Genomic DNA, 14,408 nt, shown 5'->3' on the forward strand with positions numbered 1-14,408 from the left:
TTTGTCGATAGCAAGATGTATTCTGAAAGATTCACCTATAGTAATCCTTGATGAAGCAACTGCAAGTGTGGATGCCGACAATGAAAGCTACATCCAGCAGGCTATATCTGAACTTTGCAAGGGCAAGACGCTGTTAGTCATTGCTCATCGTCTGAATACTATAGCCGGTGCAGATAACATCATGGTCATTAAGGACGGTCAGATCGCTGAGTCAGGCAATCATGACAGCCTTATGAAAACCGACGGTATTTATCATTCTATGGTAACTAAACGTGCAGTAAGTACGGGATGGAAAAATTAAAATACTATATAATTCATACAGAAACTTTTAAAGTAAGCCGTTCATAATTGGACGGCTTTTTTTCTTTGTCATGTCTTTAAATTACAGTTAGCTTGTGCTATAATATAATTGTTGGTTTGCCTAAGCTAACCAAACAAATTTTTAAAAATATATCGATACCAGGAGGTAACCAGATGACTTCTAAAGAATATAAAGACCTTTCAGTGAAAGAGTTTACAAAAGCTGCCGAGGTCTATGAATCTGACAATGCCGGTGTCTATAAAATGTGCAAAGAAGATTATCCTGATGTGCTGGCAGAGCTTGAAAAAGAACCATTTACAGATCTTCTTGACTGTGGCTGCGGAACAGGGCCTATGCTTACGCTGCTTCATAAGAAATATCCTGATAAGCATTATACAGGAATTGACCTGACACCGAAAATGATCGAGGTCGCAAAAAGAAAGAATATGAGCGGTGTAAAACTGATCGTTGGTGACTGTGAGAATCTGCCGTTTGATGATAATTCTTTTGATGTGGTGATCTGCTGTGAGAGCTTTCACCACTATCCGAATCCGCAGAACTTCTTCAACAGCGTTTACCGCGTTCTTCGACCAAACGGAAGACTTATCCTCCGTGATATGACAATGAACTCTGCTGCTGTGCGATGGTTCTGTAATACTTTCGAAATGCCGATCGCACATATGATCGGTAAAGGAGATGTCCGTATTTATGGAAGTAAAGATATCAGAAAACTTTCTGAAAATGCTGGGCTTCATATGGAAGCCTTTGAAAAGAGAGGATTCTGTCGCCTCCACTGTGTTGTGAGAAAAGTAAAATAAAAAGGAAATAAGATGTTTGATAAAAGACTGACAGATCTGTGTCATGAAAGTATATCATAAAACAGAAAAGAGCGTTAATATGAAATTTGATAAGCAGGATAAAGTTGTTATAGCACCTGATGCGATGAACAATCCGCTTTATAAACTTACAAAGGCTATAGTGAAGGCTGCAAAGATAAAGGACAACCTTGTTGGCTCAAAAGAAGAAGTACTGGCAAAAGCTGCGAAAATGAATGCGAAGAACCGCAGCTTTTTCATGCCTGAAGACAGCAAAGCTCATTACACCGACCATTTGATTCAGGGAAGGTTTCATTGCCTTGAAGTTGATATTGATAAAGCGCGTAGAAAGAATGCTGTGCTTTTTGTATTCGGCGGAGGAATGATACTTGGTTCCGACAATGGTGATGTGGGACTTTCAAGGAAAATCGCAGAAACTGTTAATGCTGATGTGTGGTTTCCGTATTATCCTCTTTGTCATGAACACGATATGCTTGAGAATGTGCAGATGTTATATGAGTGCTATACTAAAATGCTGTCTTTCTACAAGCCTGAAAATATCGTATTTCTTGGATTTTCATCCGGCGGAGCACTTATGCTTGACCTTATCACATACATAAATGAACTGAACGACAACGGCAGCAGTGTTCCAATGCCGGGAATGCTGATACCGTTATCTCCGGGCAGCGTACCTGTTACTGATGCGGAAAAAGCAGCGATAAAGAAACTCGACAAAATAGATATCATGATCCCGGCCAGCTATATGTATACCGCACGTGAAATCATGTGTCATGGCAGAGATATTCCTGATAAATATCTTGCAACAGCTCATGGAGATTTTAGAAATGCTCCGTTTACGCATTTTTATTACGGCAGTTCCGAAACACTGTTTGCTTTTGCGCCGAGTTATGCGGAGAGCTACAGAAAAGCCGGTGCCAGGTGCATGATCCATGTAGGAAAAGGAATGCATCACTGCTATGCACTTCAGTATTTTATTCCTGGGTGTAAACCTGCGTTTAATGAGATTATGATGATCATAAAAAAATATTTCAGAAAAAGAGGAAAAGATAATGGATAATAAATGGAACAAAAAGAACGCTTTATGGATGGTGCTTTATGTTATCCTGTATGTTGTAATGACGGTTATAGTATGCGTACTTGGATCGGTCCATCCGTTTTTCTTTGTTTGCTATCAGATCACTGCGGGATTGCTTGTAACCGGTGTAGCAGCAAAAGCGTTTGATAAAGTCAGATCACCCGGAGCTGCATGCTGTCTGTCACTTGGAATGATCCTGACGTTCCTTGCAATGCAGGATGCGAATATGTGGCATTGTCTTCCTGTAGTTATCATTGCAGTACTTGCAGAAGTTGTACGTCTTCTGTTTCAGTATAATTCGATAAGTAATATGATCGCTGCGGTCATCATGTCTTTCTCTTCTTTCGGATACTACGGACAGATATGGTTTAACCGTGATTATACATATGAATGTGCAGTAGAGGAGATGCCGGCGGGATATGCAGAATCTCTTATGAATCTCAGCCCTGCATGGGCGTTTCCGGTAGTAATTATAATTGGAACAGTATTGGCATTTGTAAATTACAACATAACAAAAAAGCTTTTTAAATTTGATTTATACAGATAGTTGTTGGTTGGCTTGTTAGTATGATAAGGTGACAAGAAGACTGAAAGAGGAAAATTAAGATGGCTGTTACTCTATTATTGACATTATGTAATATTATTCTATTGTGCCTTATGATACTGGCAGCAACTGTATTTATGCCGTATCGTGGACTTGCGAAGAACTTTCCGGAAACCAAAGGGTGTGCCGGGTGGCAGCAATTCGGATATAACCGAAAGCAGCATCTTAAGCAAAGTATTATTATGCTTATATGCTGTGTAGTAATGGCATTTGTATTCGTAAAGATATAGGAGATTCTTATGGTATTTCTTCAATTATGCTTATACTGTCTGCTGTTCACGGCAATGGTCAGATATTCTGTTAAAGGCGGTGCGATAAATGGACTTTACTTCTATCCTAAAGCCGTACAGGAAAGGGCATTTGAGATTGGTCTGACTGACAGAGATACGGTAAAGAAGAAGCGTAAACGCTTTATGACTGCTTTCTATATAGTTATGCTGACAGCGCTGGTACTTATCATTGCAATATGGAATCGTGTCAGCAACTTTAAAGATGCTTATTTGCAGGCGCTACTCTTTCTCTAAGTCATGAACATCTATGACGGTATTATCATAGACAAGCTATGGGTAGGTCACAGTAAATTCTGGATTTTGAAAGGCACAGAGGATATTCCTTTCGTGCAGACATGGCTGCAGGTCCTGAAAAAGCGTTCATTTCTTGCTCTTATATGGGTGATTGGATCGCTGATCGTTGCGGGAATTGTGGTGTTGCTTGCGATGATTTGTGCGATTTCAGATACAGTTTGAAATGAGGAAAAATGAATGAAAACATTTAATGACATCGGAATCGAAAATAATCTTGACTGGAAGCGTATCCGCAAACTGTTTATTATTGGACTGATTGGCGGCTGTATGACCTTTGTTGGTGACTGGATTCTTGGCTATGGCATGTACGATGAAAGTCTGACTGGACTGGAAATGAAACTGTCACAGTATCTTGTTTTATCGGATACTCAGCTGTTCTGGTCGGCTTTTCTTGGACTGATTGGTATTTCGCTGGAGGGGCTCTGTTATTTCGGTATCTACAGGCTGATTGCTTCAGGCAGCGAAAAACATGCTCATGTATTCAGAAGCGGTGTATTCGGCTATATGCTGTTTGCAGCATGTGGTGTTCATGTTCCGTGCCTTTCGACAGTTTATTTCTATAACCACATGATGCAGGAAAGTCCGGATGCAGCATATGCTCTTACCGTAAAATTCGCATCGTTCTTTCTGCTGCCTGCTATGATATTGTTCCTGATATTCTTCTTTATCATGAGCGCTGCTCAGATCAGTGCATTTGCAAAAGGATTTACACCATATCCAAAATGGTGCTGGATATTCTCAATGGCAGTTGGTATGGCTGTGACAATGTTGTTGAAATTGGCGGGTAATCACGCCGTTGTAAACGGTCTGACCGCTGCGTGGATCAGTATCGGTAACATCTGGATGTTCGGTGGCTTGCTGCTGACTATGAAGTTTGCTCAGAGGGAAAAAGCTGAATTGTAAAACTGGAAAATACGCATATAAATTCACAAAAATGATGAACAAATCGGCAAAAGTGATCCTGCAGATAATCATATATTTCAGAAAAGGAGAAAGATAATGAGCTTTACAGATAATTTCGGAAATCCAAAAGGACTTCTCGGTCGAATGATGCTGGTCAGCATGGACAGGGAGCACTTGCCGATGGCACAGTGGGCGCTTGAACAGATAAAAATACCTGAAAACGGCAAGGTTGCAGATTTAGGCTGCGGCGGAGGCTACAACATCAAGCGAATGCTTGAAATGAGTCCCAAAGCAAAGTTTATCGGGCTTGATATCTCCGATGAAAGCGTAAAAAAAGCGCAGAAGGTCAATAATGGTTATCTTGGTAAGCGTGTGAAAATTGTCAAGGGCAGTGCAGAAAAACTGCCTTTCAAACATAACACTATAGACCTTATCACAGCTTTTGAGACGGTTTTCTTCTGGAAAAAGCCAGAAAAAGCATTTAAGGAGGTATACCGTTCGCTTGTTACAGACGGTTGCTTTGCAGTTATTAATAATTACGGTGATCCAAATGTTGACTGGGAAAAGAAAGTTCCATGCATGACCAGATACACCGCAGAGCAGATAGTAACTATGCTGAAAACAGCTGGATTTGCTGATATATCAGTAAATAAGAAAGATAATCTGTTTTTAGTTATGGGATATAAGAAATAATCATATCGCCATTTAAGGTTGCATAAAGCGGTAATATTGAGTAAGCATCAATGCTGCTTATCATAATGAGAGGTGATGAATTTATGATTAGAACCACTGTTAAGAATGAAGGCTTTGAAGGAATATTGTTCGACGGGAACGGTCAGAAGAATAAGATTGTTATTGTTATGTCAGGTTCAAACGGCGGAATGAGGCTGACAAGAACTGAAGCAGAGTTTTATCACAGGAACGGAATTCCTGCACTTGCACTTGCTCTTTTTAAGACTAAACAAACTCAGAAAAATCTTGACAGGGTACCTGTTGAGTATGTAGAAAGAGCAGTAAAGTGGCTGAAAAATCAGGGGTATCAGAAAATAGCCATTGACGGTACATCAAAAGGCAGTGAAATGGCTTTGATTGCAGCTTCTATGTTTTCAGATATTTCGTGTGTTATTGCCCGCGTACCATCCTATTTTGTCAGTGAAGGACTGATAGTCAATGGTGCTTCAAAGTCTCCGTCAGGAACATCGTGCTGGAGCTATCACGGCAAGGAACTGCCGTATGCACCGTACAGATCAAGAACATTTGATTTCAAAACTATGCTGAAAAAGGAAAAGGAGTTTCATATACTGACTTTTAACAAAAATAAAGTCGTTACTCCTGAAACAATCATTCCGATTGGAAAAATCAAGGGACCGGTTCTTTTTATTTCGTCCAGACATGATGTTGTCTGGGAGTCATATAAAAGCAGCGTAATAATGGATCATCACTTAACGGATATCTCATTTCCTTACAAACATAAGCATATCGCGTTTCCGTATTTGAGTCACGCAGTGATAACAAAAGGTTCGCTTTTCTTCAGGCTCGGTTTCAAAAGTGAAAAGGAGCATCCGAAACAGTGTGCGGAAGAGCGTGAAAAATTAAAGAAACTGCTGATTAACTGGGTACAAAATGAATGGTAAGCAGTATAAGATATTCGGAATACTTGATTACAAACTGATAAAAGGAGCATAAAACATGAGTGCAAATTATAAGAACTGGGTGCCAAACGGAATGATAAAGGGATTGACTGCAGGAACTGTAGTTTTAGGTGCAGGAACAGCTGCTTTGCTTTGTACCAAGATGAATCCTGCACTTAAAACTGTACTTGCTGGTACAGCCGGAGCAGGTACACTTGTATTTGGAGCTATGACGGCCTGGAGTGTTTATGCTCACGATAAATTCTCCTATGACGGCAAGCGTCAGCTTTCCAGAGAAATAGTCGAGGGAACTGCTAAATATTTTACACTTCCTGAAGGCGGTATCGGACTTGATGTTGGCTGCGGAAGCGGTGCTCTGACTATTGCCTGCGCTAAGAGAAATCCTCATGGCAGAATGATCGGAATCGATCGGTGGGGCAAGGAGTATGCTTCATTCAGCCAAAAACTTTGTGAGGAAAATTCCGATTCCGAGGGAGTTGCGAATACGGAATTTCATCAGGGAGATGCCTGCAAGCTTGATTTTCCTGATGAATATTTTGATGCAGTTACAAGCAATTATGTATATCATAACATTACAGGTGTAAACAAACAGTCGCTATTGCGTGAAACTCTGCGTGTTCTTAAAAAAGGCGGAACCTTTGCCATCCATGATATTATGTCAGAGTCCCGTTATGGAAATATGAGACAGTTTGTAGATGAACTGTATGACGAAGGATATGAAGCTGTCGAGCTGATAGATACAACAAACGGTATGTTTATGACAAAGGGAGAAGCTAAAATACTCGGATTAAGCGGTTCATCACTGCTTGTCGGAAAGAAGTGAGAATAAATGAAAAAGTTATGACCGCTATGTTCATCTTGGTATGAAGCTTGTACAGACACGTACTGCTGCAGACTGTAAGATATATGATCTTATGTATTACAGGGAAGAGGCGAAGTGAAGTTTAACGTAAGAAATTATATAAAAGTTTATTTGGCAATAAAAAGAAAATGGGAGGAAACAAAATGGCAGCAACAGTTGAATTTAAGGATGTAGTGAAAATCTACGGAAAGGGCGAAGGAAAGCAGGTCGCAGTAGACCATGTCAGCTTTACCATTGAAGAAGGTGAGTTCGTGGTCATACTCGGACAGTCAGGTGCAGGAAAGTCCACTGTTCTGAATATGCTTGGTGGTATGGACGTTCCTACAGAAGGAAAAGTCTTTGTTGACGGTAAGGAAATATCCTCATACAACGACAAAAAGCTTTCTGAGTACCGTGCAGATACTATCGGCTTTATTTTTCAGTTCTACAATCTGCTTCCTGGGCTTACGGCATATGAAAATGTCGCTCTTGTAAAGGATATAAAGAAATCTGCTCTTAGTCCGGATGATATGCTTGAACGCGTAGGCCTTGCAGACCAGAAGAATAAATTCCCGACTCAGATGTCAGGTGGTCAGCAGCAGAGAGTATCAATTGCACGAGCTCTTGCAAAGAACCCTAAGATAATCCTCGGTGATGAACCTACTGGTGCGCTTGATTCCGAAACAGGTAAACTGGTTATTGATTTGCTGCAAAAGCTGTCAACAGAGCACGGGAACACCGTTATTCTTGTTACGCATAATGCAGATATTGCGAAGTGTGCGAACCGTATCATTCACATGAGAAACGGAAAGATAAAGTCAATAAAGACAAATGAGAATCCGCTGTCCGTAAATGATATAGAATGGTGAGGTGACAGCAATGCTAAGAAGAAAAATGCTTCGTGACATAAAGGCGAACTTTGCACAGTTCTTTTCGATCATGCTGCTTTCACTGATAGCTATGTGGTGCTATACCGGATTTCAGGCAAATGTAATTGGCGGCAACAAAGCAAGAAGTGATTTCGAAAGCAGTTCGAATTTTGCTGACGGCTGGATATACGGATCTGATTTCAGCGAAGAACAGGAAGAGAAAATCGAAGAAATAAGCGGTATTAAGGACGTACAGCGACGCACTGAAGTGCTTGGAAAAGCAGATGAAAAGTACAACACTGCGGAAATGTACTGTTATTTTCAGAATGATAAAGTTGTGACGATCCCTCGCACTACAGAAGGTGCAGATTTCGATGCAAATGACGAAGACGGTTTATGGCTGTTCAGCAGATTTGCAGAAACATGGGGAATTAAAGTCGGCGATAAATTCACAGTTCATGTAATGGGCCTTGATATTGAAAAGAAAGTAAAGGGCCTTGTTGTTACACCTGAATATGAATTTGCGTGTGCTTCGACTGATACAGATTCGGACTTTCATAACATCGGTTTCGCCTATTTGTCTCAGAAAGTTTTGCCTGAAGAAATGCGCATAAACAACGAGATAATATTTACCTGTGACGAAAAAGCACTGAGCTATGAAGACGCAATTGCCAAAGCCCTTGATGATAATTACGCTTTTCTTGCTGACCGAAACAGTATCAGAGGCTGGTATCAGCTTTCAGATGAACTTGCACAGCACGACAGCTTTTCGTATATATTCTCATTTGTATTCGTTGCTATCGCACTTCTTGTTATCATTACGGCCATGAAACGAATGATAACACAGCAGAGAACGCAGATAGGTACACTTAACGCGCTCGGAATGAAAAAGCGTAAGATAATGTTCCATTATCTCAGTTACAGTTTTGTGCTTTCAGTAACAGGATGCGCACTTGGCATTATCCTTGGTATTTATACACTCGGCAGGCTTATGGTTAATATGTTCAGTCAGTTCTATACTCTTCCTGACTGGCAGTCGGGATTCAGCTACAAGAGCATAATTGTCGCAGCTGTTCTCGTTCTGATATGCACAGGAACATCATATTTCAGCTGCAGTCAGATACTTAAGATCCATCCGTCGGAAGCACTCAGACCTGCAGCGGCAAAATCTGCAAAACCATGTGTTTTTGAGAAACTTCCTTTCTGGGACAAACTGAATTTCAATGCAAGATACAATCTCAGAGATATTTCCCGTTCAAAAATGCGTGCTTTCATGGGTGTTTTCGGTACCTGCATGGGTATGATGATAATGGAACTCGGACTTGGTGCCTATGATACAGTTGATTATGTACGTGAATGGTATTTCCATGATATACAGAATTATGAGTATCAGGTGATCCTCAATGACAGCTGCACTATCGAACAGGCGGAAAAATTAAAAGAAGAAAATGACGGCGAACTTGTCGCTATGGAAGCTGTATCAATTGCAGCGAAAGACCATCCGACTTCCGATGGTATTATAAGCTGTAAACTAGCAGTCACTGAGGGAGAACAGCTGTACTGCGTGTCCGATACAGAACTTAATACAAAGCCTGTTCCAAGAGGTACTGTTGCGCTTACTATGAAACAGGCAAGAAAACTTGGGCTTTCTGAGGGAGATAACGTGTACTGGAAAACAGCGACTGGTGATAAGTGGAATGAAAGTAAGATTGGACTTATCTCTCGTCATCCGAATATAACAGGTATCACTATGATGCGTGAGGACTATGAAAAGGCAGGAATGACATTCAGACCGGTTATGATGGTATCTGAAGATAACTGCGAAAAAGCAGCTGATAATAAGTGCGTTTCCGCTGTACACAGTATGACAGACCTGATAGAAGCTTTTGACAAGATGATGGAGATAATGAATCTTCTTGTGTACTTCATGGTGTTATTCTCAGTTCTTCTGATAGTTATAGTTCTCTATAATTCTGGAAATCTTTCATTCAATGAACGCGAAAAGGAATTCGCAACTCTTAAAGTGCTTGGCTTCAAGAGCGGTGCGATCCGTAAACTGCTCTCTACACAGAACCTGTGGTTATCGATTATAGGCTGTATCTGCGGACTTCCTCTCGGACATGTACCGCTGCAGGCTATGATGGACTCTAACGGTGATGCAGTTGACTGGCCGTGTTATTTAGCCCCGTCTACATATATTATCTCAGCAGCGTTTGTTATGACTGTATCTGTTCTTGTAAGCTTCCTGTTCTCACGCAGAATTAAGAAGATAGATATGGTTGAAGTTCTTAAAGGTATGGAATAAGAGGTGAATGAATATGCTTCTTACGGTATTTCTTTCAATTGTATTCTGCGCAGCGATATCACTGATGCTGTTGTCAGCTGTAGCGTTTATACAGAATGAAAAATTCTTTTCATCTGCTCCTAAAGAGGCGCAGGCACTCCTGAAACCACGAACAAAAGAACTGTTTTACGGTGCCAGGAGGGTAGGATGGACACTTATGCTTTTCAGTTTCCTGATGATAGCAGGTGTAGGTGTTATTTCGATTTGGGACGGCTTCAGAAGCGATTTTACTTTCAGGCAGTTTTTTCTGAGGTTCGTTACCATATTTACTGTTTACAAGCTTTACGACATGATTTGTTTTGACTGGTTTCTGCTTTGCAGATTCAGGTTTTTCCAGTTCTATTTTCCTGAGGTCGAAAGTGTATACACCGGCAGAAAATACGGGTATAACATTAAAAGTCAGTTATTAAAGCTGTTTGTAATTTTTCCGGCTGCCTCTGCACTTGCTGCATGGATATGCAGTTTGTTTTGATCCGGAGTTTAATGATTTAATCATAAATACTGCGTTGCCTGGGGAGAAGCACCGAAATCATCATTCCGGAAATCCGACAAAGCCGGATTTCCGGTTTAATCTGTGTTTACCCAAATAATTATTTATATATGGAGGCTTGTTAATGAAAACCGAAAACAATCCGAAAATCATGAAAATACTGAACGAGTATGCAGGCGGACACCGGCATCTTATTACGATCGGACGTGTGCTTGCGGCGGTCAGTGCTTTTATGGGGCTTGTTCCTTTTTATGATTTGTGGAAGATAATCCGTGTTGCTGTAAAAGGTGAAGATCTTTCCGAGATATCAAAGATAGCCTGGCAGGCAGTTCTTATAACAGTCGGTGCTCTGCTTGTCTATATTGCCGCACTGTTCTGTACGCATATAGCTGCATTCCGTGTTCAGGCTAATATGAGAAGCAGACTTATGCGCCGCATAATTACACTGCCTCTTGGTGTGTTTGATGAGGACGGAACAGGAAAAATACGCAGAACGGTTAATGAATCAACTGCCGCTACGGAAACTTTTATAGCACACAATCTTCCGGATAAAGCTGTTGCTGCTGCAACTCCAGTAGGATTGCTTATTCTTCTTGCTGCATTCAACTGGAAACTCGGACTTATCTGTCTAATACCAGCTGTTATCGGATTTGCATTCATGATGAGCATGATGGGCAATGATATGAAGGAGAAGATGGCAGAATATCAGAATGCTCTTGATACTATGAGCAGCGAGGCCACCGAATATGTCCGCGGAATCCCTGTTGTAAAGGTGTTCAGTCAGTCGGTATTTTCGTTCCGCCGTTTCAAGGAAGCTATAGACGGTTTCGGTAAATGGGCGACTGATTATACACTTATGCTCCGTTTTCCAATGACGATGTTCATGACTTCGATTAATGCGGTTTTTGCGTTTCTCGTTGCCGGAGCGTATGCTCTTTCAAAGGGCAGTGTCACTCCGGAGCTTATTCTTGACGTGATGTACTACATAATTGTTACACCTTTGCTTACCGTAACTCTTACCAAGATTGCCTATTCCGGTGAGCAGGAAATGATCGTTGCTGATGCACTTAAGCGTATAGACAGTATTCTTGAGATCACACCACTGGAAGATACGTCATCATCAGAGCATCCGAAGGACAATTCCGTTGAACTTGTAAATGTAGGCTATAAGTACAAGGATGCGGCTGAGTACGCTGTCAAGGATCTTAACTTAAAGATAGGCAGCGGAGAGCATATCGCCCTTGTCGGACCTTCGGGCGGAGGTAAAACTACTACCGCTGAACTTATTGCAAGATTCTTTGACGTAACTGAAGGAAAAATAACGGTCGGAGGAGCCGATATACGAAACATTCCGCAGGATGAGCTTATGAGAAATGTATCATTTGTATTTCAGGACAGTCGTCTTTTAAAGACTTCTATTCTGGAAAATGTACGTTTGTCGAATCCTGATACAAGCGAGGAAGAGGTAATGAAGGCTCTTGAAACTGCTCAGTGCATGGATATTATTGAAAAAATGCCTGACGGAATACATACTGTCATCGGCGAAAAGGGAACATATCTTTCCGGCGGTGAGGGACAGCGTATCGCAATTGCCAGAGCGGTTCTTAAAAATGCTCCGATAATAATTCTCGATGAAGCGACAGCGTTTGCTGATCCTGACAATGAAACAAAGGTGCAGGCAGCATTTTCCGAACTTGCAAAGGGCAAGACAGTAATAATGATAGCTCACAGACTGAGCACAGTCGTAAATTCTGACTGCATTTACGTACTGAAAGAAGGCAGTATCTGCGAACATGGTACACATTCCGAACTTATGGAACAGAATGGCCTGTACAGACAGATGTTTGATGAATATAACCGCTCAGTAAACTGGAAGGTAGGTGCTTAAGATGAAGATTACAGAGAAACTGCAGCATACTTTTGCACTTTCCCGTGAGGGTGCAGCTGATATGGTAAAAGCGTGTGTCAGCGTTACTATAACCAATATTTCACTTATGATGCCTGCCGGAATACTTTACACACTCATAAAGGATCTGCTTGCAGGAGAACTTACAAAATCGAGGATCCCGTTTTATGTAATCGCATCACTTGTGATCATTGTGTTTATAGCGATTACGAATTTTATTCAGTACAACGCAACTTTTCTTTCCACTTACAGAGAGAGCGGAGTAAGAAGAACAGCTCTTGCAGAAAAGTTAAGAAAGTTACCGCTTTCATATTTCGGAAAGAAAAACATTGCTGATCTTACTACAACCATAATGTCAGACTGTGCCGTTATCGAAACTGCATCAAGTCACTGGATACCGGAATTTATCGGTGCCCTTATTTCAACGGCGCTTGTGGGTCTCAGCCTTTTCATATTCTTTGACTGGAGAATGGTTCTCGCAAGTTTTTGGGTAATACCTGTTGCTTTCTTTCTCGTATGGTTCTCAGCAGAGTACCAGAAGACCGCTGTCAGAAAGAATAACCGTGTGAAAATGGTAATGACAGAGGGAATACAGGAATGCCTCGAAACAGTCCGCGATCTTCGTGCAGCTAATGCACAGGAAAACTACATGGACGGTCTTGATGTAAAAATAAAGAACGTAGAAAAACAGGCTCTGTTTACTGAACTCAAGCTTGCCATATGCGTAAATTCAGCTGCAATAATCCTGAAACTTGGCATTGCAACGACTGCACTTACCGGAGGTGCATTGCTTGTAAAAGGCGAAACAGATCTTCTGACATTCTTCATGTTCCTTATGCTCGTGTCAAGGCTCTATGATCCTATGCAGATAACACTTACGAATTTTGCTGCGATTATTGCTACTGCAATACAGTGCGAGCGCCTGGATGAAGTGCTTTCACACGATATTCAGACCGGATCTGAAAAGATGACAAATGACGGCTACGACATAGCTTTTGATCACGTTTCTTTTGCCTATAATGATGATACATCAGTTCTTAAAGATGTTACATTTACCGCAAAACAGGGTGAGGTAACAGCTCTTATCGGGCCTTCCGGCGGTGGTAAGACTACAGTTTCAAGACTTGCAGCAAGATTCTGGGATGTTACCGGAGGAAAGATCACTCTTGGAGGAATGGATGTTTCAAAAGCTGATCCGGAAACACTGTTCTCAGCATTCTCCATCGTATTTCAGGATGTTACGCTGTTCAATCAGAGCGTTATGGATAATATACGTATAGGAAGAAAAGATGCTTCCGATGAAGAAGTCATTGAAGCAGCAAAACTTGCAAAACTGTGATGAGTTCGTAAGTCGTCTTCCTGAAGGCTACAATACGCTGATAGGTGAGAACGGCAGCGAACTTTCAGGCGGTGAACGTCAGAGAATTTCAATCGCAAGAGCTTTCTTAAAGAATGCTCCGGTAATTCTTCTCGATGAAGCTTCAGCCAGTCTTGACGTTGAAAATGAAACTGCGATCCAGACAGCTCTTTCACGTCTTATAAAAGATAAAACAGTTCTTATCATTGCTCACAGAATGAGAACCGTATCAGGAGCGGATAAGATCGTTGTTCTGTCGGACGGAGTTGTTAAGGAATCAGGAAGACCTGATGAACTTATGAAGAAAAACGGTATTTTCGCCGGAATGGTAAAAGCTCAGGCAGAAGGACAGGAATGGGCTTTAAACTGAGATTACAGATGAGTGAGAATGTTCTCACTTCTTTGGAAAGGCGGCGTTATTATGAGGAATATTGAAGCGAAAGCGGTCATCGGCACCAATTCATGGGGCTGAGTATTCGGCACAATTGAAATAAGCCAGCTGTCAGTGCAGCTGGCTTAAATCTTTATGCAAAGATATTAGTAATGTGGCTTGACTTTAGAATAGAACCGTGTTACACTTTAGAATAGAACTATATTTCACTTTGGATTAGTACTGTGTCACACTTTTGATTAGAACCAAATTTCA

The 14,408-nt window shown here is 41.3% G+C and carries 12 protein-coding genes and 2 pseudogenes; all 14 read left to right on the plus strand.

What is annotated here, in order from left to right; all coding sequences use genetic code 11:
• Window positions 1–301 (plus strand): annotated as a pseudogene (locus tag CC97_RS03970) (ABC transporter ATP-binding protein); the annotation flags it as partial.
• A 173-nt stretch (window positions 302–474) separates the two neighbouring features.
• A complete protein-coding gene (locus tag CC97_RS03975; RefSeq protein ID WP_044973925.1) occupies window positions 475–1,119 on the plus strand; it encodes a class I SAM-dependent methyltransferase in 645 nt (214 codons plus the stop codon).
• A gap of 79 nt (window positions 1,120–1,198) precedes the next feature.
• A complete protein-coding gene (locus tag CC97_RS03980) occupies window positions 1,199–2,194 on the plus strand; it encodes an alpha/beta hydrolase (RefSeq protein ID WP_044973926.1) in 996 nt (331 codons plus the stop codon).
• A complete protein-coding gene (locus CC97_RS03985) occupies window positions 2,187–2,759 on the plus strand; it encodes an MptD family putative ECF transporter S component (protein WP_044973927.1) in 573 nt (190 codons plus the stop codon). The genes CC97_RS03980 and CC97_RS03985 overlap by 8 nt, the downstream gene beginning before the upstream one ends.
• A 296-nt stretch (window positions 2,760–3,055) precedes the next feature.
• On the plus strand, window positions 3,056–3,340 hold the full coding sequence (locus CC97_RS20835) for a hypothetical protein (RefSeq protein ID WP_242848121.1): 285 nt from the start codon (window positions 3,056–3,058) through the stop codon (window positions 3,338–3,340).
• Between the two features lie 237 nt (window positions 3,341–3,577).
• Window positions 3,578–4,303, plus strand: a complete 726-nt coding sequence (locus CC97_RS04000) for a DUF6796 family protein (protein ID WP_044973929.1) — start codon at window positions 3,578–3,580, stop codon at window positions 4,301–4,303.
• 96 nt (window positions 4,304–4,399) lie between these two features.
• Window positions 4,400–4,996 (plus strand): class I SAM-dependent methyltransferase, encoded by a 597-nt coding sequence (locus tag CC97_RS04005; RefSeq protein ID WP_044973930.1) that lies wholly within the window; start codon window positions 4,400–4,402, stop codon window positions 4,994–4,996.
• Between the two features lie 83 nt (window positions 4,997–5,079).
• Window positions 5,080–5,937 carry an acyl-CoA thioester hydrolase/BAAT C-terminal domain-containing protein gene (locus CC97_RS04010; protein ID WP_044976777.1) on the plus strand — a complete coding sequence of 286 codons (858 nt, stop codon included), beginning with the start codon at window positions 5,080–5,082 and terminating at the stop codon, window positions 5,935–5,937.
• Between the two features lie 55 nt (window positions 5,938–5,992).
• Window positions 5,993–6,778: a class I SAM-dependent methyltransferase gene (locus CC97_RS04015; RefSeq protein ID WP_044973931.1), complete on the plus strand. Its 786-nt coding sequence runs from the start codon at window positions 5,993–5,995 to the stop codon at window positions 6,776–6,778.
• Window positions 6,779–6,960: 182 nt separating this feature from the next.
• Window positions 6,961–7,665, plus strand: a complete 705-nt coding sequence (locus CC97_RS04020) for an ABC transporter ATP-binding protein (RefSeq protein ID WP_044973932.1) — start codon at window positions 6,961–6,963, stop codon at window positions 7,663–7,665.
• Between the two features lie 10 nt (window positions 7,666–7,675).
• Window positions 7,676–9,970, plus strand: a complete 2,295-nt coding sequence (locus CC97_RS04025; protein WP_044973933.1) for an ABC transporter permease — start codon at window positions 7,676–7,678, stop codon at window positions 9,968–9,970.
• Between the two features lie 13 nt (window positions 9,971–9,983).
• A complete protein-coding gene (locus CC97_RS04030; RefSeq protein WP_044973934.1) occupies window positions 9,984–10,481 on the plus strand; it encodes a hypothetical protein in 498 nt (165 codons plus the stop codon).
• A gap of 142 nt (window positions 10,482–10,623) precedes the next feature.
• Complete coding sequence (locus tag CC97_RS04035) at window positions 10,624–12,387, plus strand: ABC transporter ATP-binding protein (protein ID WP_044973935.1); 1,764 nt, start codon at window positions 10,624–10,626, stop codon at window positions 12,385–12,387.
• 7 nt (window positions 12,388–12,394) lie between these two features.
• A pseudogene (locus tag CC97_RS04040) lies at window positions 12,395–14,132 on the plus strand (ABC transporter ATP-binding protein).
• The last annotated feature ends 276 nt before the right edge of the window (window positions 14,133–14,408 follow it).

It is taken from the genome of Ruminococcus sp. HUN007 (assembly GCF_000712055.1).
Lineage (GTDB): Bacteria > Bacillota > Clostridia > Oscillospirales > Ruminococcaceae > HUN007.